At 71.4% G+C, this 21,411-nt stretch carries 25 protein-coding genes; 15 read left to right on the top strand and 10 right to left on the bottom strand.

The features are described 5' to 3' along the window. Positions 1-3 precede the first annotated feature (3 nt). The 8 genes from BLV05_RS13335 (at position 4) to BLV05_RS13300 (ending at position 8,848) form a co-directional block, all read left to right on the top strand. Entirely contained in the window at positions 4-291 is a 288-nt protein-coding gene (locus BLV05_RS13335; RefSeq protein ID WP_046771289.1) for a hypothetical protein, read from the top strand. Next, complete coding sequence (locus BLV05_RS13330; RefSeq protein ID WP_052762896.1) at positions 291-2,276, top strand: DUF6571 family protein; 1,986 nt, start codon at positions 291-293, stop codon at positions 2,274-2,276. Before BLV05_RS13335 ends, BLV05_RS13330 begins: the two co-directional genes overlap by 1 nt. After that, complete coding sequence (locus BLV05_RS13325) at positions 2,276-2,764, top strand: hypothetical protein (RefSeq protein ID WP_046771288.1); 489 nt, start codon at positions 2,276-2,278, stop codon at positions 2,762-2,764. Before BLV05_RS13330 ends, BLV05_RS13325 begins: the two co-directional genes overlap by 1 nt. Positions 2,765-2,818: 54 nt before the next feature. Next, positions 2,819-4,135, top strand: a complete 1,317-nt coding sequence (locus BLV05_RS13320) for an FAD-binding oxidoreductase (RefSeq protein WP_046771363.1) — start codon at positions 2,819-2,821, stop codon at positions 4,133-4,135. Between the two features lie 16 nt (positions 4,136-4,151). Beyond that, a complete protein-coding gene (locus BLV05_RS13315; protein ID WP_046771287.1) occupies positions 4,152-4,727 on the top strand; it encodes a dihydrofolate reductase family protein in 576 nt (191 codons plus the stop codon). Positions 4,728-4,792: 65 nt separating this feature from the next. Further along, positions 4,793-5,710 (top strand): LLM class flavin-dependent oxidoreductase, encoded by a 918-nt coding sequence (locus BLV05_RS13310; protein WP_046771286.1) that lies wholly within the window; start codon positions 4,793-4,795, stop codon positions 5,708-5,710. A gap of 245 nt (positions 5,711-5,955) precedes the next feature. Further along, positions 5,956-7,185: an IS256 family transposase gene (locus tag BLV05_RS13305; RefSeq protein ID WP_083421479.1), complete on the top strand. Its 1,230-nt coding sequence runs from the start codon at positions 5,956-5,958 to the stop codon at positions 7,183-7,185. Between the two features lie 467 nt (positions 7,186-7,652). Further along, positions 7,653-8,848 (top strand): IS3 family transposase gene (locus BLV05_RS13300; RefSeq protein WP_407717070.1). Its coding sequence is split into 2 segments (ribosomal slippage): positions 7,653-7,914 and positions 7,914-8,848, totalling 1,197 coding nucleotides; the frame shifts between segments, so codons are not numbered across the junction. Positions 8,849-9,197: 349 nt separating this feature from the next. Here the strand turns inward: BLV05_RS13300 and BLV05_RS13295 are convergent. After that, positions 9,198-10,058 carry a TIGR03560 family F420-dependent LLM class oxidoreductase gene (locus BLV05_RS13295; protein ID WP_046769717.1) on the bottom strand — a complete coding sequence of 287 codons (861 nt, stop codon included), beginning with the start codon at positions 10,056-10,058 and terminating at the stop codon, positions 9,198-9,200. Positions 10,059-10,129: 71 nt separating this feature from the next. Here BLV05_RS13295 and BLV05_RS13290 point away from each other — a divergent pair, with 71 nt between their 5' ends. Together BLV05_RS13290 and BLV05_RS13285 are read left to right on the top strand one after the other, a co-directional pair. Then, positions 10,130-10,588: a MarR family winged helix-turn-helix transcriptional regulator gene (locus BLV05_RS13290; protein ID WP_046769718.1), complete on the top strand. Its 459-nt coding sequence runs from the start codon at positions 10,130-10,132 to the stop codon at positions 10,586-10,588. After that, positions 10,585-12,249 (top strand): acetolactate synthase, encoded by a 1,665-nt coding sequence (locus BLV05_RS13285; protein WP_197683638.1) that lies wholly within the window; start codon positions 10,585-10,587, stop codon positions 12,247-12,249. The genes BLV05_RS13290 and BLV05_RS13285 overlap by 4 nt, the downstream gene beginning before the upstream one ends. A 7-nt stretch (positions 12,250-12,256) precedes the next feature. On the opposite strand, the gene BLV05_RS13280 is transcribed toward BLV05_RS13285, so the two are convergent. Next, entirely contained in the window at positions 12,257-13,222 is a 966-nt protein-coding gene (locus tag BLV05_RS13280; RefSeq protein WP_046769719.1) for a GlxA family transcriptional regulator, read from the bottom strand. A gap of 93 nt (positions 13,223-13,315) precedes the next feature. On the opposite strand from BLV05_RS13280, the gene BLV05_RS35765 reads away from it, so the two are divergent. After that, on the top strand, positions 13,316-13,477 hold the full coding sequence (locus BLV05_RS35765; RefSeq protein WP_157524249.1) for a hypothetical protein: 162 nt from the start codon (positions 13,316-13,318) through the stop codon (positions 13,475-13,477). On the opposite strand, the gene BLV05_RS13275 is transcribed toward BLV05_RS35765, so the two are convergent. Both BLV05_RS13275 and BLV05_RS13270 read right to left on the bottom strand, forming a co-directional pair. Further along, positions 13,465-13,857 (bottom strand): thioesterase family protein, encoded by a 393-nt coding sequence (locus BLV05_RS13275; RefSeq protein WP_046769720.1) that lies wholly within the window; start codon positions 13,855-13,857, stop codon positions 13,465-13,467. The two genes, BLV05_RS35765 and BLV05_RS13275, sit on opposite strands and share 13 nt — an antisense overlap. Next, positions 13,854-14,099 carry a biotin/lipoyl-binding carrier protein gene (locus tag BLV05_RS13270; RefSeq protein WP_046769721.1) on the bottom strand — a complete coding sequence of 82 codons (246 nt, stop codon included), beginning with the start codon at positions 14,097-14,099 and terminating at the stop codon, positions 13,854-13,856. The genes BLV05_RS13275 and BLV05_RS13270 overlap by 4 nt, the downstream gene beginning before the upstream one ends. Before the next feature lie 72 nt (positions 14,100-14,171). On the opposite strand from BLV05_RS13270, the gene BLV05_RS13265 reads away from it, so the two are divergent. Both BLV05_RS13265 and BLV05_RS38600 read left to right on the top strand, forming a co-directional pair. After that, the gene (locus BLV05_RS13265) at positions 14,172-14,876 is read left to right on the top strand and encodes a DUF5317 family protein (protein WP_052762621.1); all 705 of its coding nucleotides are present in this window, start codon (positions 14,172-14,174) and stop codon (positions 14,874-14,876) included. Positions 14,877-14,951: 75 nt separating this feature from the next. Further along, positions 14,952-15,026 (top strand): 50S ribosomal protein bL37, encoded by a 75-nt coding sequence (locus tag BLV05_RS38600; protein ID WP_407717019.1) that lies wholly within the window; start codon positions 14,952-14,954, stop codon positions 15,024-15,026. A gap of 70 nt (positions 15,027-15,096) precedes the next feature. On the opposite strand, the gene rsrA is transcribed toward BLV05_RS38600, so the two are convergent. The 4 genes from rsrA to BLV05_RS13245 all read right to left on the bottom strand — a co-directional run bounded on the left by rsrA (position 15,097) and on the right by BLV05_RS13245 (position 17,476). Then, on the bottom strand, positions 15,097-15,372 hold the full coding sequence (gene rsrA, locus BLV05_RS13260) for a mycothiol system anti-sigma-R factor (RefSeq protein WP_046769722.1): 276 nt from the start codon (positions 15,370-15,372) through the stop codon (positions 15,097-15,099). Next, complete coding sequence (locus BLV05_RS13255) at positions 15,369-15,992, bottom strand: sigma-70 family RNA polymerase sigma factor (RefSeq protein WP_046769739.1); 624 nt, start codon at positions 15,990-15,992, stop codon at positions 15,369-15,371. The genes rsrA and BLV05_RS13255 overlap by 4 nt, the downstream gene beginning before the upstream one ends. Before the next feature lie 132 nt (positions 15,993-16,124). After that, positions 16,125-16,760 carry an alpha/beta hydrolase family protein gene (locus BLV05_RS13250; RefSeq protein ID WP_052762622.1) on the bottom strand — a complete coding sequence of 212 codons (636 nt, stop codon included), beginning with the start codon at positions 16,758-16,760 and terminating at the stop codon, positions 16,125-16,127. Beyond that, positions 16,760-17,476: an SOS response-associated peptidase gene (locus BLV05_RS13245; protein ID WP_046769723.1), complete on the bottom strand. Its 717-nt coding sequence runs from the start codon at positions 17,474-17,476 to the stop codon at positions 16,760-16,762. Before BLV05_RS13245 ends, BLV05_RS13250 begins: the two co-directional genes overlap by 1 nt. Before the next feature lie 49 nt (positions 17,477-17,525). On the opposite strand from BLV05_RS13245, the gene BLV05_RS13240 reads away from it, so the two are divergent. Then, positions 17,526-18,086, top strand: a complete 561-nt coding sequence (locus BLV05_RS13240) for a DoxX family protein (protein WP_046769724.1) — start codon at positions 17,526-17,528, stop codon at positions 18,084-18,086. Positions 18,087-18,095: 9 nt separating this feature from the next. On the opposite strand, the gene BLV05_RS13235 is transcribed toward BLV05_RS13240, so the two are convergent. Then, on the bottom strand, positions 18,096-18,686 hold the full coding sequence (locus tag BLV05_RS13235) for a TetR/AcrR family transcriptional regulator (RefSeq protein ID WP_046769725.1): 591 nt from the start codon (positions 18,684-18,686) through the stop codon (positions 18,096-18,098). Positions 18,687-18,743: 57 nt separating this feature from the next. On the opposite strand from BLV05_RS13235, the gene BLV05_RS13230 reads away from it, so the two are divergent. Further along, on the top strand, positions 18,744-19,634 hold the full coding sequence (locus BLV05_RS13230; protein WP_063932575.1) for a DMT family transporter: 891 nt from the start codon (positions 18,744-18,746) through the stop codon (positions 19,632-19,634). 1 nt (position 19,635) lies between these two features. Here the strand turns inward: BLV05_RS13230 and BLV05_RS13225 are convergent, their stop codons facing one another. Then, entirely contained in the window at positions 19,636-21,390 is a 1,755-nt protein-coding gene (locus tag BLV05_RS13225; protein WP_046769727.1) for a glycerol-3-phosphate dehydrogenase/oxidase, read from the bottom strand. Positions 21,391-21,411: the final 21 nt, after the last annotated feature.

Genomic DNA, 21,411 nt, shown 5'->3' with positions numbered 1-21,411 from the left:
GCGATGTCCGACGACATACCCAACCCGTATCTCGCGGCGTTGCGCGACGCCCGCATCGACGCCGACCGCCTCGCCGGGCACATGCGCGACCACCTGAAGGACGTCAAGACCGCGATGGACAACGGCGCGTGGGTCAGCACCACGGCCGACGAGTTCTACACCGCGCTCGGCCAGCAGAACACCGCGCTCGACACCACCGCCGACGAGGCCGTGGCCGAGGTCGACGACGCGATCCGCGGCCGGCCCGAGATGGTCCCGCCCGACTCCCCCGACGGACGCTGGACGCCCTGATGGCCACCGCATCCATCGACATCGCGCAGATGTCCTCGCTCGTCTCCGCCATGGAGACCGCCAGCAGCACCGTCGGGCAGAGCAAGACCTCCATGTCCGGCGTCCTCGAGGGCGTCGACCTCGACACGTCGTCGGTGAGCCGGCTCGACGGCGTCGACACCTGGGTCGCCGACCAGCTGCCCGGCGTGCGCCGGCGGCTGGCCATGGCCGAAGCCATCGAGGCGCAGACGCCCGGCCAGCAGTTCATCGTCACCATCGACGAGAGCCTGCTCTCGACCCTCACGCCCGAGGAGGCGCGCGAGGCCGCGCGCCGCGCCGCCGAGCTGATCGAGGAGAACGGCCTCGACCCCACCGTCTCCGACGAGGTCCTCGACCAGTACGGCATCCCGCAGGAGCTGCTGGACCTGCTGGAGGCCAACTCCACCGACCCGTACTTCGCTCAGGAGCTGGCCCGCACGACCGACCCCAAGGCCGTCGCGATCCTGGTCTCGGAGGTGTCGGCGTACCGGCAGCGCGCGGTCGACAACCCGCTGGTCGACCACGAGGACGTCGACGCCCAGTACGAGTCGCTGCTGTCCGGGCTGGGCGGCGCCCTGGGCCTGGCCACCCGCACCGACGCCGACCTGCGCCTGCCCAACGACATCCGCGACCGGTGGGTCGAGGCCGTGGCCACCCCGTACACCGGCCTCGACGACGACGCGTTCCCCGGGCAGGCCTCGGCGCTCGCGCTGGTGATCTCGCGCGGCCAGTTCAGCACGCCGTTCCTCTTCTACGCGGCGGAGCAGCTCTACGGCGGCGAACAGCTCATGGGCCGTGAGGCGTGGGGCAACGAGATCCCGCTGGTCGCGCCCGGTGGCGACAGCTTCGGCGACCCGCTGGCCGGCGTCCTGGCCGCGATGGGCACGAACCCCGAGGCCGCGCAGTGGGTCTTCGACGACTCCACCACCGGCACCGTCGAGATCGAGGGCGTCGAGGTCGACACCTCCGGGTTCCTCGAGTACTGCTTGCGCCGCGGCTGGCAGAGCGACGGCGGCGCCGGGTTCCAGGCAGCTCTGCAGGCGGCGGTGACGCCGTTCGAGGGCGGCAGCACCGTCAGCGCCGACATCGCCGCCCATGCCGGCGAGCTGATCGAGACCATCACGACCGAGCAGGAAGAGGCGCAGGCGGAGTACGACCGCAACTGGCTCTCCCGGCTCGGGCACACCATCCTCGACGTCGTCGGCCTGATCCCGCTGCTGGGCGAGCCGGCCGACGCCGTCAACGCGGCCTGGTACACAGCCGAGGGCGACTACGTCAACGCCGGGCTGTCCGCGGCCGGCGTGATCCCCGTCATCGGCTGGACGGCGGTCGGCGGCAAGTGGGTGCGCCGGGCGCTCAGCGCCGACGAGCTCGCCGCCATCAGCCGTCAGCTCGACGGCGCCCGGGTGGTCAACGCCAACCCGGGCGCCGGCGTCCGCATCGCCACCAGCGGCGCGCCGGTCGGCGGCGTGTACCGGCGCGAGATGCCCGAGTGGCTGCGCAACATCATCCGCGGCAACGAGTTCGAGCGGGCCCAGACGCCGGTCATCGAGGGCGCGGGCGGCACCACCCAGCTACGGGTCCAGCAGCGGGCGATCGACCCCGAGACCGGCCGGCCGATGGTCGACGAGGCCGGCAACCCCGTCTACCGCGACAGCTACCCGTACAACATCGTCGACGGCTACATCGACGGCGATGAGATCATCGAGATCAAGTCCACCCAGCTCGCCGAGGTCACCGAGCAGCACGCGCTCACCGAGATCCGGTCGCTCGGGAACAAGTACCCGCCCGGGACGCCGATCGCCGACGTCCCGTCCACCCCCGAGGCCATGCGCGGGGCGACGCTGGACGGCCGGCCCGTCCTGCTCGTCCCCGTGCAGAATGCGCCGATACCGGAGAACATCCTGGCCGAGGCGCGCAGACTGGGTGTCGAGATCCGGGACGACACTGGAAGGGTCTACACCTGATGACCGACGCCATCTCGTACGGCAACCTCTGGAACCGCTCCACGCACAGTTTCGGAGAGAGCCTGACCGAGGACGAGGCCCGCCGGCGGCACGAGGCGCGCGAGCGCTACGCCGTCCTCCTCGAGGACGACGGCCGGCCGGTCGTCGCGCTGGACCTCAACTTCCGGCCGCCGGTCGTCGACGTCTTCCTGCTCGACGAGGAGCGCCGCCCGGCCGGGCAGTACAAATTCGTCGCCGACCCGGGCGGCGACGGCCTGTGGCTCGAGCAGACCCGTCGACGCCAGTTCGAGGGCCCGCGCGACATCACCAGCCAGGAGTCGACGTGGACGCGGCCGAACGGCCTGCTGCGCACCGAGGTGCGGGCGAAGGGCCAGCCCACCGCCGAGGTCATCGAGGCGACGTTCGACCCCGCCGACCACCCCGAGCTGCGTGAGCCGATGCCGGAGTTCGGGGCGTACGACTCCATCGCGCGCTGGCAACGCGGCTGACGCCTGGCCGTTTCGTTCAATCGGGGCGTGCCGGGCGGCCGTAGCGTCGGCGGCATGATCGCTGCGGCCCTCGACGGTGAGGTGTACGAGCCCGGCTCCCCCGGCTACGAGGCGGCCTACCGCCCGGCCGACGTGCGGTTCGCGCACGTGCGGCCCCGGCTCGTGGTGCGCTGCCGCTCGGCCGAGGACGTCGCGCGGACACTGGAGCACGCGCGGGCGACCGGGACACCCGTCGTGCCGCGTGGTGGTGGCCACTGCTTCGCCGGCCGGTCGTCCACCGAGGGCATCCTGCTGGACCTCGGCCTGCTCGACGACGTGTCCGTGGCCGACGGCGGGGTGGCGACGATCGGCGCCGGGGCGCGGCTGGCCGGGGTGTACGGCGCGCTGGCGCGGCACGGGCGGACGCTGCCGGCCGGCTGCGGCCCGACGGTGGGTATCGCCGGGCTGACGCTGGGCGGGGGCATCGGGCTGCTCGGACGGCGCTACGGGCTGACCTGCGACCGGCTGGCCGGCGCGCGGGTCGTGCTGGCGGGCGGCGCCGTCGTCGACTGCGACCGGGACCGCGAGCCGGAGCTGTTCTGGGCGCTGAGGGGCGCGGGCGGCGGCCAGGTCGGCGTCGTCACCTCGCTGGTCTTCGACACCGTGCCGGAGCCCGTGACGACGCGGGTCGGGTTCGGAGCGCCGCGGGCGCCGCTGGCGGAGGTGATCGAGGCGTGGCAGGACTGGGCCCCGGACGCGCCTGACGAGGTCACCGTCGGCCTGGAGGTGCTGGCGTTGCCGGGGCGGCCGGTCGAGGTGCGTCTCGGCGGCGCCTCGCTGCTGCCTGAGGCGCCGACCCACGCGCTGCTCGACGGGTTCCGCGCGGCCGTCGGCGCGCCGCTCGACCTGCACGGCGGGTTGCCGTACTCGCGGCTCAAGACGGTCCTCGCCGGGCCGGACCCGCTGGACGCCGCGCCCGGGGGCCGGCGGATCCGGTCGGAGTTCTTCGCAGGACCGCTGCGGCGGTCGACGGTCGACGCGCTGTGCGCTTCGCTCACCGCCCGGGCCGGCGACGATGACGACGGGCCGCGACGGCTCGCGTTCACCCCGATGGGCGGCGCCTACAACCGCGTCCTCGCCGACGCGACGGCGTTCGCCCACCGTGGCGAGCGGTTCCTGCTCGAGCACGGCGCCGCCGCGTCATCGGCCTGGGCGGACACGTCGTGGGCGATCGCGCACGCCGACGGCTCCGGCCACGTCTACCCGAACTTCCCCGACCTCGCCCTGCCCGACAGCCCGGCCGCCTACCACGGCGCGAACCTGCCCCGGCTGGCCGCCGTCAAGCGCCGGTACGATCCGGCCCGAGTGTTCGGCTTCCCGCCGTCCCTGTGATCCGGATGGAGCACCGATGACCCAGACCGCGCCGATCCGCCTCTACATGTCAATGTCCCTGGACGGCTTCATCGCCGGCCCGGACGACCGCCCCGGGCAGGAGTTGGGGCGAGGTGGCGGGCGGCTGTTCGACTGGCTCGACGACCGCCTGGGCCCGGGCATCAACGGGCAGGTGTACAGCGAGGCGTTGGCCACCGGCGCCGTGATCTCCGGGCGGCGCACGTTCGAACTGGCCGGACGCTGGCAGGGCGACCACCACGACGGCGTCCCGATCAACGTGCTCACCCACCACGTCGACGACGGTGACGTGGCGCCCGGCAGCGCCCGCTTCTACACCGACGTGCTCGCCTGCGCCGCCGACGCCCGGGCCGCGGCCGGCGACCGCGCCGTCATGGTGCACGGCGCGGGCGCGGCCCAGTCGCTGCTGCGGGCCGGCCAGCTGGACGAACTGGAGCTGCACGTGGTCCCGGTGCTGCTCGGCGGCGGCCGCCCGCTGTTCGACAGCGCCGCCGGGGAGCGCGTCGAGCTCGAACTCGTCCGCAGTCTCGAGGGCCGCGAGGCCACCCACCTCCGCTACCGGGTACATCACTGACTTATCCAAGGTAAGTCGCTTATCGTCATGTCGCCTTCGGTGCCTCGGGCGCCGATGATGAGAGGGTGACTGACTACGGACGTCCCCTCACCTTCGGGGTCAGCCTCGACCCCACCGCCGCGGACTTCGGGTCCGCGCTCGACCTCGCCCGGCAGGCCGACCGCGCCGGGCTGGAGTACCTCGCCGTCCAGGACCACGCCTACCTGCCCGGCTACCTGGACGTCTGGACGATGCTCAGCGTCCTGGCCGCCCGCACCGAGCGCGTCGCCGTCGTCCCCGACGTCGCCGACCTGCAGCTGCGCCCGCCCGCCATGCTGGCCAAGGCGGCTGCGTCGCTGGCCACGATCGTGCCCGGACGGGTCGCACTCGGCGTCGGCGGCGGGCCCAGCGCTGCCGCCGTGGCGTCGATGGGCGCGACGCCGCACCACGGCGACGACATGGTGCGATACACCGAGGAGGGCATCGGCATCGTCCGCGCCGCCCTCGCCGGCGAGGCGATCCGCACGAACACCGCCCAGCACCGCATCGCCGGCTACCAGGCCGGCCCCGTGCCGCCGCAGCCGGTCGAGATCTGGGTCGGCAGCCAACGTCCGAAGATGCTCGGCGTCACCGGCCGAGTGGGCGACGGATGGGTGTCGCCGCTGAACATCTACGTGCCGCCGGAGCAGGTCCTCGAGCGGCAGACCCTGGTCGACGACGCGGCTCGTGCGGCCGGACGCGACCCGCGCGACGTGCGCCGGCTGTACAACGTCCTCGGCGCGATTGGCCCGTACAGCGGCGGCCAGGGGCTGGTCGGCCCGGTCGAGCTGTGGGTCGAGTCGCTCACGGAGTGGGCGGTCGAGCTGGGCTTCGACACGTTCGTGCTGTGGACGATCACCGACCCGGCCGCCCAGCTCGAGCTGTTCACGTCCGAGGTGGTCCCGGCGGTGCGCGAACGGGTGGCGAAGATACGGGGAGGTTCGCCGGGGAGTTCGCCGGCGTAGTGCGGACGTTGGCCGAGGGTGTGCCGAGTTGGGCGTTCCCCCTGCTGCCCATTGTCTTAGCCGCGCACCCGCGCCTCAAGCGGACTATTGGCGCTTCGCGCGACGATGACGGGCGTGTTGAATCTTTCGTGTAAGGCCGGGTGGGCCAGGATTGGTCCGGGCGTGTTTGCGTCGTGGCCGCGAGAGGATTCTTTGTGTCGGAGCAGGAGAAGGTTGTCGATTCCTCGGATGAGGCAGCTCGTCGGTTGGCGGCGGTGTTGTCGGATGAGGCGATTGACAATCTGTTGGCGGATGCCGAGTCGTCCGGGACACCGGTTGATGGTGTTCATGGGTTGTTGAATCGGTTGACGTCGAGAGTTCTGGAGCGGGCGTTGGAGACCGAGATGACCGATCATCTCGGTTATGAGCCCGGCGATCCGGCTGGGCGCGGATCGGGGAACTCCCGGAATGGGCGTTCGGCCAAGACGGTCGCGACGACGGCCGGCCCGGTGAACGTGACCGTGCCACGAGACCGGAATTCGACATTCGCCCCGCAGATCGTGCCGAAACACTCCCGGCGTGTCGGCGCGATCGAGGACATCATTCTGTCGTTGTATGCGCGCGGGCTATCGACCCGGGAGATCGAGGCGCACCTGAAGGAGATCTACGACATCAACACGTCGCCGGCGCTGATCTCCAAGATCACCGACGTGGTCGTGGACGAGATCACACTGTGGCAGAACCGGCCGGTCGACGAGGTCTACCCGATCGTCTACGTCGACGCCATCCGGATCCGGGTCCGCGACCGCGGCTCGGTCACGCTGAAGTCCGCACACCTGGTCGTGGGCGTCGACGTCGACGGGTTGAAGGACGTGCTGGGGATCTGGATCGCCGCGGAGGAGGGCGCGAAGTTCTGGGCGCACGTGCTCACGCAGCTGCGCAACCGGGGCCTGCGCGACGTCCTCATCCTGTGCTGCGACGGGCTGACCGGGCTGCCTGACGCCGCGCGCAGCGTGTTCGACAAGGTCACCGTGCAAACCTGTGTGGTGCACGTGATCCGCAATACGATGCGGTTCATCTCCTACGGCGACCGGAAAAAGGTCGCCACGGCGATGCGTCACATCTACACCGCTCCCGGCGTCGCCGCGGCCGAGATCGCGTTGAAAGAATTCGAGCAGAATTTCGGGCAGCAGTATCCCGGCGCGATCGAGGTGTGGAAGAATGCGTGGAACGAGTTCATCCCGTTCCTGGATTACCCGGCCGAGCTACGCCGAATCGTCTACACGACGAACCTGATCGAATCAATCAACTACCAGCTACGGAAGATCACCAAGACCCGCGGCCACTTCCCCGACGATGACGCCGCCATGAAGCTGCTCTTTCTCGGGATCCGTAACATCAGCCGGAAACGAGGAGGAGCATCAGGCACCGGAACCCACGGATGGAAGAAAGCACTCAACTTCCTGGTCGTGGAATTCCCCGGAAGACTCACCTAGAAAAGTCACATCAAGGTAAAGGTTTGCCCTGTCTTACACGAAAAACTTGACAGGCCCACGATGACCGCTTGACCCGCGGCCACGCGGCCTAAGAACTGGCAGCTATCAGGGGGACTGGGAAGAACCGGGCACAGCCCGCCCCGATATGCACCGTTCGCCGGACTCTGCAGCGTTGGCCTCCTGGGTGTGAGGCGCGTCCTGGGTCTCACGCGCGCCGAACACTCGTTTCGAGCCCGAAACCGCGCCTCACACCCAGGACGCGCGTCAGACCCAGGTTGGTGAGTGCCGGGGTCCTGGTCTGCCGTTACGTCCAGGTCTCCAGTCACGCCACCAGCCCCGAATCCACCGTTTCGCGTAACGGCAGACCACGACGTAACGCCAGACCAGGACCCGCACCGCCGTTGGCGTGCCTCCCACTTTCCGGACTGCGGACCTCATAAGGTCCGATCCGGAAAGGAGAAGTGTTCGTGGCGAGGAAGAAGGCAACATTCACGCCTGAGTTCCGCGAAGAGGCTGCTCGACTGGTGGTCGAGAATGACCGTCGTATTGCCGATGTGGCGCGTGAGATCGGCGTGGGTGAGACCACTCTCGGCAATTGGGTGAAGAAGTACCGAGAGGACCACGTCGGCGACGAGCCGCCGCTGGGGTTGTCCGAACGTGCGGAGTTGGCCGAACTGCGACGGCGGACGCGAGACCAGGAGATGGAGCTCGCGTTCCTGAAAAAAGCTGCCGCGTACTTCGCGAAGGAGCAGCGGTGAGCGAGAAGTACGAGTTCATCGCCGCCGAGTACGCGCACAATAGCGCCGACAATGTCAACGACGCTCCGTCTCTCAAGCAGATGTTCACCTGGCTGGGTGTGTCCAGGTCCGGCTACTACGACTGGCGGGACCGGCCACCGTCGGCGACCACGCGGCGGCGTGAGGAGTTGAAGCTCAAGATCGAGGCGTTGTTCGACCACAACGACCGCACCTACGGGTACCGGCGCATCCACGCCGAGCTGCTCCGCGGCGGCGAGCAGACCGGGCCCGAGCTGGTCCGTGACCTGATGCGTGAGCTGGGCCTGGTGCCGTGCCAGCCGCGCCCGTACAAGATCACCACTATCCAGGGCGACGACCGGCCGGCCACCCCAGACCTGGTGCGCCGCGACTTCACCGCCGACGCGCCGGGAACGAAGCTGGTCGGCGACATCACCTACATCCACACCTGGGAGGGATGGCTGTACCTGGCGACCGTGATCGACTGCTTCAACAAAGAAGTCATCGGGTACGCACTCGCCGACCACATGCGCACCGAACTCGTCACCGACGCGCTCGACATGGCCGCCAGGAATCACGATCTCGCCGACCGCTGCATCCTTCACTCAGATCGCGGGACGCAGTACACATCGACTGACTTCTCAGCGAAGATCAAGCAGCTCGGGATGCGCGCTTCGCTCGGCAGGACCGGCATTTGCTACGACAACGCTCTGGCCGAATCGTTCAATTCCATGTTGAAGGTCGAGCGCGTCTACCGCACCGTGTACCCGACACGGAAGAAAGCCCGCGAGGATGTTGCGAACTACATCGAACTCTTCTACAATCGCAGACGAATCCATTCAGGGCTCGGCTACCGGACCCCGCACGAAGTCCGCAACGAACACCTGAATGGCCAGCTCGCAGCATAAGAGACCGCAAACGAAGCGGTCCGGAAAGCTCGGGGCAGCCCACGTCCTCGATGGTCAGGACCGTCCTCGATGGCAGAAACCGTCCTCGACACACGCAGACCACGGCCCCCAACATCGAAGACGACCGGCGCCATCGAAGACGGCCGCCACCATTACGGACCGTCGCCACACCTCCCCCGTCCCCCTGATAGCTGCCGAGTTCTTAAGACCGGGGACGCGCGGGTCAAGTCCAAGCCCGGAAGCACAGCGAAGAGACACCACAGAGGCGCGGACTTGAGGCGCGCGTTCCCGGCTAAGAAAATGGGCAGCAGGGGGACGGCCAACTCGGCAACACCTACGCGAACTCCCGTCAGGCGCCGTCGACCGCCGCGGCGACCGTGGCGACGGTCTCCTCGGTCCAGGGCGTGCCGCGGGTGATGAGGCCGACGTGGTCGAAGCCGCGCTCGCGGGCGACCCGGCAGCGCTGCACGAACGAGTCGGCCGACTCGCCCGGCGCGAGCGCCATGGCCAGCGTCTTCTCGATCTCGTCGAACGGCCTCCCGACAGCGTCGCAGTGCCGGGCCAGCACGTCGAGCTTGTGCCGGACCGTCTGCCCGTCGTCGGGGATGTCGGGCAGGTTGCAGGCGTCGGCGTACTGGGCGACCAGGCGCAGCGTGATCTTCTCGCCGGCGCCGCCGATGAGGATCGGCGGGTGCGGGCGGGTGACGGAGTTGGGGTTGTTGAGCGGCCGCTCGAGCCGGTAGTGCGCGGTCTCGAACGCGGCGTCGTCGCCGGCCCACATCTGCTTCGCGAGCCGCAGGACCTCTTCCAGCCGCGCGAACCGCTCGGCCGTGGGCGGCAGGAACAGGCCCATCATCGCGGCCTCGTCGCCGTGGTAGCCGGCGCCGACGCCGAACCAGGCACGACCGCGCGACAGCACGTCGAGGCTGGTGACGGCCTTGATGAGCAGCGCCGGCGCCCGGAACGTCGCCGCCGACACCATGGTGCCCAGCCGGACGCGCTCGGTCTGCCCGGCCAGGTAGCCGAGCGTGGTGTACGCCTCGAGCATGTCGTCCTCGAGGCGGCAGGTCGGGTCGCCCTGCAGCAGGTGGTCGGCGACCCAGACGGTGTCGATGCCGGCCTGGTCGGCGGCCCGCACCACGCGCGTCAGCTCGTCGGTGAGCCCGCCGCCGGGCCACGTGTAGTTGGTGATACTGATGCTGACCTTCATGCCGCCGACGATAGACATATTTACTTGGATTAGTCAAACTATTGGAGTTATCCAAGCAGTATGCTCGACCCATGGGCACCGACGACCACGCGCGCCTCGCCGCCGACACCTGGCGGGTGATGTTCGACCTCCTCATCCGATCGCGGCCGGAGCGCGACGCCGTCCTGGCGCATCTCGGCCTGACGGCGAACGAGTACAAGGCGCTGCACTCGCTGAACGCCGAGGACGGCCGGACGATGAAGGAGCTGGCCGCCGAGTGGCAGTGCGACGCGTCCACCGCCACCTGGACGGTTGACCGGCTGCAGCGACTCGACCTCGCCGAACGGCGGGTGCACCCGACCGACCGCCGGGCCCGGCTCGTCGTCCTGACGCCCCAGGGCGCACGGATGCGGGCCGAGCTGATCCGGGCCATGTACGCGCCCCCGGCGGAGGTGCTCGCACTCGACGACGCCCAGCTGCGGGCGCTGTCGGCGGCGGTATCGCCGCTACGCCATGATCGGCACATGGATTCCGGTACGGTGACCGCGTGAGTATTTCGCAGCGCAAAGACCTCACCTTGAACGGGCACGCCGGCCAGCACGCCCTGGCCGTCGCCGAGGCGCACGGCGTCGGGACCATGTGGACGCTGTCCGGCGCTCACGTCTTCCCGCTCTACGACGCCGTGGTCAAGGCCGAGTCGCCCACCCGCATCGTCGACGTGCGGCACGAGCAGACCGCCGTCTTCGGCGCCGAGGCGACCGCGAAGCTCACCCGCGAGCCGGGCCTGGTCGTACTCACCGCGGGCCCGGGCGTCACCAACGGCGTCAGCGGCATCGCCCAGGCCTACTTCAGCGGCGTCCCGCTGCTGGCCGTCGGCGGCCGCGCCCCGGCCTGGCGCTGGGGCACCGGCGCGCTGCAGGAGCTGGACCACCCGCCGCTGCTGGCGCCGATCACCAAGCTGGCCACGACGGCGCACAAGGCCGCCGACGTCGGCCCGGTGATCGACGACGCGCTCAGCGTGGCGCGGTCGGCGCACCGCGGGCCGGTCTTCGTCGACGTCCCGATGGACGAGCTGTACAGCTTCGCCGACGTCACGCTCGAGGTCACGCCGCCGGCGCACCGCCCGGAGCCCGACCCCGACAGCCTCACCGCCATCGCCACGCTCATCGGCGAGGCCCGGCACCCGGTGGTCGTGCTCGGCTCGGACGTCTGGATGGACGGCGCCGAACAGGCCGCGCTGCACTTCGCCGACGAGTCCGGCATCCCCGTGGTGGCCAACGGCATGGGCCGCGGCGTGCTGCCGCGCGGGCACCGGCTGCTGGTCAACCGGGCCCGATCGGCCGCGTTCAAGAACGCCGACCTCGTCGTCGTGGTCGGCACGCCGCTGGACTTCCGGCTCGGCTTCGGCACGTTCGGCGGTTCCGACGGCACCGCACCGGCCAAGGTCGTGCACGTCGCCGACTCCCCCGAGGGTCTGGCCACGCACGTCGACCTGGCGGCGAGCGCGGCCGGCGACCTCACGCTGGTGCTCGAAGGCATCCTGACGGCGATGCGCGCGACCCGCCGCTGGGACGACTGGGCGAATGACCTCCGCGACCAGGCGGCGGCCGCCGTCGAGCGCGACGCCCCGCTGCTGGCCTCGGAGGCCGAGCCGATCCACCCGGCGCGCATCTACGGCGAGCTGAACCGCATCCTCGAGGACGACGCCGTGGTCGTCGGCGACGGCGGCGACTTCGTGTCGTGGGCCGGCAAGCTGATCGAGCCCGGCCGGCCCGGCTGCTGGCTCGACCCCGGCCCGTACGGCTGCCTCGGCGCCGGCGCGGGAGCAGCAGCGGCCGCCCGGCTGGCCCGTCCGGACAGCCAGGTCGTGCTGCTGTACGGCGACGGCGCCGCCGGCATGTCGCTGATGGACGTCGACACCCTGGTCCGGCACGACCTGCCGGTCGTCATGGTGGTCGGCAACAACGGCGCGTGGGGCCTCGAGAAGCACCCGATGCGGTTCCTGTACGGCTACGACGTCGCCGCCGACCTGCGCCCCGAGACCGGCTACGACGCCGTCGTCGAGGCCCTGGGCGGCGCCGGCGAGACCGTCACCGAGCCCGGCGACGTCGGCGCGGCGCTGCGCCGCGCGTTCGACGCCGGCGTGCCGTACCTCGTCAACGTGCAGTGCGACCCGAAGGTCGCCTACCCCCGCTCGACGACCGGCGTCTGACCGCGGGTCAGGCGCGCGCCTCGCCCGGGTGGCGGTGGAAGAACGCCGCCCGGTAGGCCTGCGGCGTGGTGCCCAGGCGCTTGGCGAAGTGGTGCCGCATGGCCGCCGCCGTGCCGAAACCGGCCCGTGCGGCCACCGTCTCGACGACGTCGTCGCCGCGCTCGAGCATGCGCTGCGCCGCCGCCAGCCGCGCCGTCAGCAACCATTCGTACGGCGTGGTGCCGGTCTCGGCCCGGAACCGGCGGGCGAACGTGCGCGGCGACATGTTGGCCAGCGCCGCGAGGTCGTCGACGGTGAGGTCCTGGTCGAGGTGGGCGGCCATGTAGTCGACGACGCCGGCCAGCGTGCGGGCCGGCGTGGCGCGGATCGGTGCCTCGATGAACTGCGCCTGGCCGCCGTCGCGATGCGGCGGGACGACCATGCGCCGGGCCACCATGGCCGCGGCGTCGGCGCCGAACTCCTTGCGCCAGATGTGCAGGCTGGCGTCGAGCCCGGCGGCCGTGCCGGCGCTGGTGATGATGGGGTCGTCGTCGACGTAGAGCACACCGGGGTCGACCTTGGCCTCGGGGAACCGGGCGGCCAGCTCGGTGCTGTACATCCAGTGCGTGGTGCAGCGGCGGCCGTCGAGCAGGCCGGCGGCGCCCAGCACGAACGCGCCTGAGCAGACCGACAGCACCCGCGCCCCGCGGTCGACGGCGGACCGCAGCGCCTCGAGCAGGTCGGCGGGGTAGGCGTCGCCCCGCGGCATGGCGGGCACGCCGATGAGGTCGGCCGACTCGAGCCGCTCGAGGCCGTGCTCGATGATCAGCCCGAACCCCATGGACGTCTTGACCTGCTGGGATGGGCCGCACAGGTCGAAGTCCATAGTCGGCAGGCCCTGGTCGGACCGGTCGACGCCGAAGGCCTCGCAGAGCACACCGAGCTCGAACGGGGCGACCCCGTCGAGCACGACGACAGCAACATTTCGCAGCATTCAGACAGTCTGCCAGACAACTGGCAGGAAGTCGATGGCTACTGGCAGTCCTGCCACTCGTGGCAGGATCCCAAGGAGAGTAGATTTACTGCCATGAACACAGTCATCGTTCTTCTCGTCCTGGCACTCGCGATCGCCGCCGCGGTCTCCGCGGCTCGGTGGGCGGTCTCGGGTGGCGGCCCCCGGCTCGACCCGCCCAAGCGGGCCGATGACGACTGGTCGCTGACCCTGCCCACCCACCCCTACGCCCGCTGACCCCAGCGGGCCAGGAACCGCTCGCGCCCCACGACGGCGCGGGTGATGGTCCCACGACCCACCGGCTCGCCGTCGCCGTCCAGCGCGACGACGTAGAACCGCAGGGTCCGCCCGTCGACGGCGGTCAGCTCGCCGCGCACCTCCACGAGGGCGCCCAGCGGACTCGCCGCGACGTGGTCCACCTCGACCCGGGTGCCCACCGTGGTGTCGCCGTCGGCAAGCACGTCGTCGACGGCGGCCACGGTCACGGCCTCCATCCACGCCAGCAGCCGTGGCGTGGCCAGCACCGGGACGTCGCCGGAGCCCACCGCCAGCGCGGTGTCGACCTCGGTGACCGTGTGCGGCTCACGCGCCGACAGGCCCGGCCCGAGCGCCGTCACGAGAGGACGACCAGCACGTCGCCCTCTTGAACGACGTCGCCGGGGCCGACCTTGACCTCGGACACCAGCCCGGCGTCCTCGGACAGCACCGGGATCTCCATCTTCATGGACTCCAGGATCAGCAGGGTCGCCCCCGCATCGACCTGATCACCCACGGATACCGCCACGGAGTGGACATTGGCCACCATCTCGGCGGCAACCAGCTCAGCCACGCGCTGACTCCTCTCGGCTGCTCGCAGCATTCCACCACGAAGCCGCGGGCTCCCGGGCGTGGCATCCCCGGGTTCGGCGCCGGTCCAGGTCAGGATGATGATATGGCGCTCCTCCTGCTCGCCCTGGCCGCCGGCCTGGCGGCAGGGTACGCACGCGGCGGGCGGCTGCACCGGCTGGGCGATCGGCCGCCGGTGCGCAGCCGGCTCATCCTCACCGCGCTGGGCGCGTACGCCCTCGGCGTCGCCGGCAGCTGGGTCTGGGAGCCGCTGCTGCCGGTCATGACGGCGCTGTGCTGGTTCACGCTCGGCTTCTACGCCTGGCTCAACCGCTCCTACTTCGGCGCGTCGCTGATCGCGCTCGGCCTGGCCGCGAACGGCCTGGTCATCCTGCTCAACGGCGGCATGCCGGTGTCCACGTCCGCCGAGCAGCGGGCCGGCGTCGAGACGACGGTCGCGGAGCGGCCCGACGAGGGCGTCGTCACCGTCGCCGGCGACGACAGCCGGCTGCCGTGGCTGGGCAAGACCATCCCGGTCGCGTTCCCGCCCCTCCCCGGCGCGGTCAGCCCGGGCGACGTCGCGGTCGCCGCGGGGGTCGCGGCCGCACTGGCCACGGCGTTGACCGGACGGCGTACGGCGCCGGCCGCCGAGCGCACCGAGGCGCCGCGACGACCCCAGCGGCGGCCCGTGCCGCGGCCGCGGCAGTCCACCCAGCCGCCACCGCCGCCGGAACCGGCCGCCGGTCGTGCGACAATGGACGACGACGCGACCGCCGGTACCGCGCCGGAAACGCCGCGCGTCACCGCCTGACGGCCTCGCCGTCACCCGCGGATCCCGGCGGTTCGCCCGCCAGCAGCACCGAACCCGGAGAGGAGTCAGCTCGCCATGGGCAAGAAGGCACGCAAGCGCCGTTCGCGCAAGAAGAGCAACGCCAACCACGGCAAGCGCCCCAACTCCTGAGGCGCCCCGTAAGACGAGCCCCGGCACCTGCGATGCAGGGCCGGGGCTCTGGTCTGTGCGAAGTCGGTGGTCAGGGCGTCCGGGTCATCTGCACCCGGACCTCCTGGATGCGAGCGCGGATCTTCAGCCGCAGCTCGTCGGGCGCGTGGTCGCAGGCGCACGCACGGGCCAGCGTCTCGCGGATGACCCGCTCGATGTCGTACGTCGACAGGCACGGCTCACAGTCGTCGAGATGAGCCTTGATCTCGTCGTAGGTCAGGGTGCGGTCGTCGAGCTCGCGGTCGAAGAACACGTAGACCCGATCGAGAACCTCAGCGCAGTCGACGTCGTCGTCGTTGCAGCTCATCCTCCGACCTCCTGAGTGACCTTCGGCACCAGCCCACGCTCGCGGGCGTAGTCCTCGAGCAACCCGCGCAGCTGACGGCGGCCCCGGTGCAGCCTCGACATCACCGTGCCGATGGGTGTGCCCATGATGTCGGCGATCTCCTTGTACGGGAACCCCTCGACATCGGCGAGGTAGACCGCGATGCGGAACTCCTCGGGGATCTCCTGCAGGGCGTTCTTCACGTCGGAGTCGGGCAGGTGCGCCAGCGCCTCGGCCTCGGCCGAGAGCAGGCCGGACGAGGTGTGCGCCTCGGCCCGCGCCATCTGCCAGTCCTCGATCTCTTCAGTGGCGCTCTGCTGCGGCTCGCGCTGCTTCTTGCGGTACGTGTTGATGAACGTGTTGGTCAGGATGCGGTAGAGCCACGCCTTGAGGTTCGTTCCCTCCCTGAACTGGTGGAACGAGGCATAGGCCTTCGCGAACGTCTCCTGGACCAGGTCCTCGGCATCGCTGGCGTTGCGCGTCATGCGCAGCGCCGCCGAGTACAACTGGTCGAGGTACGGCAACGCATCGCGCTCGAAACGCTGCGTGCGCTGCTCGTCACTCTCCTGATCTGCCATCACCGACAAGTCTACCGGCGACATGGCCTCCCACGTCTCACGGCTCTCGCTTCCCGCGCCCGCGGACACCGGTCGCTCCAAGCACGTCGCACTCACAGTCAGCTGAACCTCCATGACTCGGTTGTTCCGCTGGCGTCAACGGCGACGGCGCCCGGTTCATTCCCCGACGGTGCCCAGGAAGGCCCCTACAGCAGCCACGACGGCGTCGATCGCCTCGCGCTGCGAATGGCCCTTGAGCACCCGCATCCCGTGGTCGGCGCCGGGGATCGTGACCAGCTGATGCGGGCCGGGCGGGAACTCGTCCGGGCCGCCGAAGGTGTCGCGCTCACCCTGCACGACCAGCACCGGCAGCTTCTCGGCGGCGCCGGTCAGCTCGGGCAGCCGCGACGCCTGAGGCTTGCCGGGCAGGTGCAGCGGGAACGCCAGGCAGACGACGGCGGCGGCGTCCAGCTCGGCGGCCGTGCGGCAGGCCACGCGGGCGCCGGAGCTGCGTCCGCCGAGCACCAGCGGCACGTCGCGCGGCAGCGTCGCGAGCGCCGCCAGCCAGCCCTCGTCGAGCACCGGCGGGCGCGGCGCGACCTTCTTGCCTGCCAGCCGCCAGGGCTGCTCGAACCGGACGACGGTGACGCCCTCGGCCGGCAGCGTGCGCGACAGCGCCTCGAGGTCGGCCGCGTTCGGCCCGCCGCCGGCGCCGTGCCCCAGCACCAGCCGCAGCCGGGGCTCGTCGGCGGCGTCGGTCCAGAAGGCCGCCTCGCCGATCGGGGTGGCGGCCGTGGTCCGGACCGGCGCCATCAGAGCTCCACCGGCTCGACGAGGTGCGGCCCGTTGTTGCCGACCTTGTTGACGTCGGTGGACACCGGGTAGGCGTCGAGGATGCCCGGGACCGCCGGGGTCAGCAGCCGCGTGACGTCGTCGGGCTCGGTGGTGGCGGGGTCGAGCCAGCGCTCCCAGTGGTCGGCCTCGACCAGCATGGGCATGCGGTCGTGGATCTGGCCGACGTCGTCGGTGGCGTCGGTGGTGAGAATGACCACCGACCACACGAACGCGTCGTCGGCGTCCTCGGGCTTGCTCTTGTCGCGCCAGATCTCGTACAGCCCGGCCATGGCCAGCGAACCGTCCTTCGGGTGGATGTAGAACGGCTGCTTGTCGCCCTTCTCGCCGCGCCACTCGTAGAAGCCGTCGGCCGGGAGGATGCAGCGGCGTAGGGCGAACGCCTTGCGGAACGCCGGCTTCTCCGCCGCGGTCTCGACCCTGGCGTTGATCAGGCGGTTCCCGATGGCGATGTCCTTGGCCCACGAGGGCACCAGGCCCCAGCGGAACGTCCGCAGCCGGCGCACCGGCGCGACGTCGGGCTCGTCCTTCTTGCCGCGGGTCATCACCGCGTAGACCTTCTTCGTCGGCGCGACGTTCCAGTCGGGGTCGAGGCGCTCGCGCACCTCGTCCCGCTCGACGCCGAACTCGTCGGCGAGGTCGTCGGCGCTCTGGCTGACCGCGTACCGTCCGCACATACGTCCATCCTCGCACCGGCACGCGCGGGTTTCGTGGTAGGCAAGGGGTATGAGCCTCGTCCGTATGATCGCCCGCCCGATGCTCGCGTCGATCTTCGTCGTCCAGGGCGCGCAGCGCCTGCGCGACCCGGAGCCGGGCCTCGCGGCGGCCACGACGTTCGCCGACCGTTTCGGCCCCACGCTGCAGAAGCGGGCGCCGCAGCTGCCGACGGACCCGAAGACGCTCGTGCGCCTCAACGCCGGCGTGCAGATCGGGGCCGGGCTGGCGCTGGCCACCGGCCGGGTCCCCCGGCTGGCGTCGGTGGCGCTGCTCGCCTCACTGGTCCCGACCACCTGGGCGGGACACCCGTTCTGGACGATCGAGGACCCCGACCTTCGCAACGCCCAGCGGGTCCAGGCGCTGAAGAACGTCGGCCTCGCCGGTGGGCTGCTGCTGGCCAGCGTCGACACCGAGGGCAAGCCGGGGCTGTCGTGGCGGGCGCGGCGCGCGGCCAAGGACGCGAAGCGGGCGACGAAGACGGCCAAGCGCGAGGCCAAGCTGGCCGCCAAGGCCACCGCCGGCCAGGCCAAGGCCGGCCTGCGCTCGGTGCAGCACCGCGTCACGTCCTGACGCGGAGCGTCAGCGCAGGGCGGCGGCCAGCAGGTCGGCGGCGGCCGCGCGGGCGTGCGTCAGGGCGTCGCGCTGCCCGCCGGCGGTCATCGTCACCAGGCCGCCCTCGTGCAGCAGCGCCAGCCGCAGCCCCAGCTCGGTGGCCGCGGCGGGCGGCACGCCGGCCTCGGTGACCAGGCGGACGTAGAGCTCGCGGACGGTCTCCTTCTCCGTCCGGATCACCGCGACGCCCGGGTGGTCGGTGCCGCCGATCTCGGCGTAGGCGTTGACGAACGCGCACCCGCGCTCGGCGTCGCGCTGCCATTCCGCGAGCGCGTCGAACACCGCCAGCACCCGGTCCGGGCCCGGCCGAGGCGCGTGTTCGTCGAGGTAGCCGGCGAGAAACGCGCTCCACCGCTCGAACCGGCGGCGCAGGTACAGCGCGACCAGCGCATCCTTCGAACCGAACCGGTCGTACAGCGTCTTCTTCGTGGTGCCGGCCGCCGCCGCGATGGCGTCGACGCCGACCGCGCGGATGCCGTGCCGATAGAACAGCGCGCTCGCGGTGTCGAGCAGCCGCTGCCCCGCCGGGGTGAGCACACCCGGTTGCCGCTGTGCCATCGCCGCCCTCCTTCCGGACACTGACAGTATACCGACCGGTATGTTTACATCGACAGTATGACGACCACGACGCTCCCCCCACGCACGTCCGCCATGGACGCCGCGGCGGCCGCCGCCCTCGTCGTCTTCTGGAGCTCCGGGTTCATCGGCGCTCGGCTCGGCACCGAGCATGCGCCCGCCGACACCATGCTGGCGTGGCGTTACCTCATCGCCGCCGCGATCCTGCTGCCGGTCGTCGGCCCGCGGCTGGTCCGCCTCGCCCGCCGCGACCTCGGCCGGCACGCCGTCGTCGGGCTGCTGGCGCAGACGCTCTACCTCGGCGGCGTCGTCACCGGCATCGGCCTCGGCGTCCCGGCCGGCACGACCGCGCTGATCGCGGCCCTGCAGCCGCTGGTCGTCGCCACCGCGGCCCGCCGGCTGCTCGGCGAGGCGGTCAGCGTGCGCGCCCGGCTGGGACTGTGGCTCGGCCTGGCCGGCGTCGGCATCGTCGTCGCGGACGACATCGGCGCCGGCGGGTCGGCGTGGACGTACCTGCTGCCGGTCGGCGGGATGCTGGCGCTGTCGGCCGGGACGGTGCTGGAGCAGCGGTGGCGGCCCGGTGGCGGCATCGCCGCCTCGCTGACCACCCACGTCGTGATCGCGGCCGTCGCCTTCACCGCGGAGGCGGCTGTGTTCGGGCGGCTGACCGTGCCGCAGTCCGGCGGGTTCTGGTGGGCCGTCGTGTGGGTGCTGGCGCTGTCGACCGCCGGCGGCTACGGGGCGTACCTGGTGGTGCTGCGCCGCAGCGGGGCGACGCGGGTGAGCAGTCTGCTCTACCTGACGCCGCCGACGACCGCGGTGTGGGCGTGGCTCATGTTCGGTGACGAGCTCGGCATGCTCACACTGACCGGGTTCGCCGTGTGTGCTGCCGCCGTGTGGCTGGTGCTGGGTCGCCGGCCGCTCCCCTGACTCAGACGACGGGTTCGGCGACGCCGGGGCGGAACTCGGGGGCGGACGACCGGACGCCGTCGGCCGCTTGATCGTCGGGCTCGGTCTGCGATGCGCGCTCGGCCTCGACGCGCTTGCGGTAGACGTCGACCTCGCGGGCGATGGTCGCCGCGTCCCAGCCGAGGGTCTCGGCCATCAGCCGGGCGACCGCCTCGGAGGAGTCGAGGCCACGGTGCGGGTACTCGATGCTGATGCGCGTGCGCCGGGTCAGCACGTCGCTGACGTGCAGGGCGGCCTCGTGCGTGACCGCGTAGACGACCTCGACCTGGAGGTAGTCGGCGGCGCCGGGGATCGGCTGCAGCAGTTCCGGGCGGCCGTCGGCGAGCGCGAGCACCTCGTGCACCATCGAGCCGTAGCGGTCGAGCAGGTGCCGCAGGCGGTGCGGGTGGACGCCGTGCTCCTCGCCCAGCCGGTCGACCTGGTTGACGAGGGCGTGGTAGCCGTCGGCGCCGACGAGCGGCACCTTGTCGGTGATGGACGGGCGGATCCAGCCGCGCAGGTCGGTGCGGGCGGCGTCGATGGCGTCCTTGGCCATGACCCGGTACGTCGTGTACTTGCCGCCGGCGATGGCGACCATGCCGGGCGCCGGCCGGGCCACCGCGTGCTCGCGCGACAGCTTCGAGCTCTGCTCGCTCTCACCGGCCAGCAGCGGCCGCAGCCCCGCGAACACGCCCTCGATGTCGTCGTGGGTGATCGGCGTGGCCAGGACGGAGTTGACGTGCTCGAGGATGTAGTCGATGTCGGCCTTCGTGGCCGCCGGGTGGGCGAGGTCGAACGTCCAGTCGGTGTCGGTGGTGCCGATGACCCAGTGGTTGCGCCACGGGATGACGAACAGCACCGACTTCTCCGTGCGCAGGATCAACCCGCTCTCGGCGGCGATGCGGTCGCGCGGGACGACGATGTGCACGCCCTTGCTGGAGCGCACCCGGAACCGGCCGCGGGTGCCGGCCAGCCGCTGCATCTCGTCGGTCCAGACGCCGGTGGCGTTGACGACGACGTCGGCGGGGACCTCTTGCTCGGCGCCGGTCTCGACGTCGCGGACACGGACGCCGGTGATGCGGTCGGCCTCGCGCAGGAACGCGATGACCTGCGTCGACGACCGTACGACGGCGCCGTAGTGGGCGGCGGTGCGGGCGACGGTGAGGGTGTGGCGGGCGTCGTCGGCCTGGGCGTCGTAGTAGCGGACGCCGCCGATCAGCGCGTCGTGGCGCAGGCCGGGGAACAGCCGCAGCGCGCCGGCCCGGGTGAGGTGCTTCTGGCCCGGCACCGAGCGGGCGCCGCCCATGGTGTCGTACATGAGCAGGCCGGCCGCGGTGTACGGGCGCTCCCACCAGCGGTGCTTGAGCGGGTAGAGGAAGCTCACCGGCTTGACCAGGTGCGGCGCGATGCGGGTGAGCATGAGCTCGCGCTCGTGCAGCGCCTCGCGCACCAGGCCGAACTCGAACTGCTCGAGGTAGCGCAGGCCGCCGTGGAACAGCTTGCTCGACCGGCTGGACGTGCCGGCGGCGAAGTCGCGCGCCTCGACCAGCGCCACCCGCAGCCCGCGGGTGACGGCGTCGAGCGCGGCGCCGGTGCCCACCACGCCGCCGCCGATGACGACGACGTCGAAGTGCTCGGAGCCGAGCCGGTCCCAGTTGTCCTGCCGGGCCTGCGGCCCCAGCCGGCTGCTCAGGCCGGCGGTCTCGGGCCGCGCGCTGTCACCGGTCACGTCGATCACGTCTCCTTGCAGCTCAGAGCG

The sequence above is a fragment of the Jiangella alkaliphila genome (assembly GCF_900105925.1).
Taxonomy (GTDB): Bacteria; Actinomycetota; Actinomycetes; order Jiangellales; family Jiangellaceae; genus Jiangella; species Jiangella alkaliphila.
This window is presented reverse-complemented; position numbering and strand designations above follow the sequence as displayed.

Coding starts and splice junctions, on each gene's coding strand:
- BLV05_RS13280 (WP_046769719.1), bottom strand. CDS start 13,222: ATGCTGCGAAATGTTGCTGTCGTCGTGCTCGACGGGGTCGCCCCGTTC.
- BLV05_RS35765 (WP_157524249.1), top strand. CDS start 13,316: ATGAACACAGTCATCGTTCTTCTCGTCCTGGCACTCGCGATCGCCGCC.
- BLV05_RS13240 (WP_046769724.1), top strand. CDS start 17,526: ATGAGCCTCGTCCGTATGATCGCCCGCCCGATGCTCGCGTCGATCTTC.
- BLV05_RS13295 (WP_046769717.1), bottom strand. CDS start 10,058: ATGAAGGTCAGCATCAGTATCACCAACTACACGTGGCCCGGCGGCGGG.
- BLV05_RS13320 (WP_046771363.1), top strand. CDS start 2,819: ATGATCGCTGCGGCCCTCGACGGTGAGGTGTACGAGCCCGGCTCCCCC.
- BLV05_RS13325 (WP_046771288.1), top strand. CDS start 2,276: ATGACCGACGCCATCTCGTACGGCAACCTCTGGAACCGCTCCACGCAC.
- rsrA (WP_046769722.1), bottom strand. CDS start 15,372: ATGAGCTGCAACGACGACGACGTCGACTGCGCTGAGGTTCTCGATCGG.
- BLV05_RS13265 (WP_052762621.1), top strand. CDS start 14,172: ATGGCGCTCCTCCTGCTCGCCCTGGCCGCCGGCCTGGCGGCAGGGTAC.
- BLV05_RS13255 (WP_046769739.1), bottom strand. CDS start 15,992: ATGTCGCCGGTAGACTTGTCGGTGATGGCAGATCAGGAGAGTGACGAG.
- BLV05_RS13250 (WP_052762622.1), bottom strand. CDS start 16,760: ATGGCGCCGGTCCGGACCACGGCCGCCACCCCGATCGGCGAGGCGGCC.
- BLV05_RS13290 (WP_046769718.1), top strand. CDS start 10,130: ATGGGCACCGACGACCACGCGCGCCTCGCCGCCGACACCTGGCGGGTG.
- BLV05_RS13270 (WP_046769721.1), bottom strand. CDS start 14,099: ATGCTGCGAGCAGCCGAGAGGAGTCAGCGCGTGGCTGAGCTGGTTGCC.
- BLV05_RS13245 (WP_046769723.1), bottom strand. CDS start 17,476: ATGTGCGGACGGTACGCGGTCAGCCAGAGCGCCGACGACCTCGCCGAC.
- BLV05_RS13330 (WP_052762896.1), top strand. CDS start 291: ATGGCCACCGCATCCATCGACATCGCGCAGATGTCCTCGCTCGTCTCC.
- BLV05_RS13230 (WP_063932575.1), top strand. CDS start 18,744: ATGACGACCACGACGCTCCCCCCACGCACGTCCGCCATGGACGCCGCG.
- BLV05_RS13335 (WP_046771289.1), top strand. CDS start 4: ATGTCCGACGACATACCCAACCCGTATCTCGCGGCGTTGCGCGACGCC.
- BLV05_RS13315 (WP_046771287.1), top strand. CDS start 4,152: ATGACCCAGACCGCGCCGATCCGCCTCTACATGTCAATGTCCCTGGAC.
- BLV05_RS13235 (WP_046769725.1), bottom strand. CDS start 18,686: ATGGCACAGCGGCAACCGGGTGTGCTCACCCCGGCGGGGCAGCGGCTG.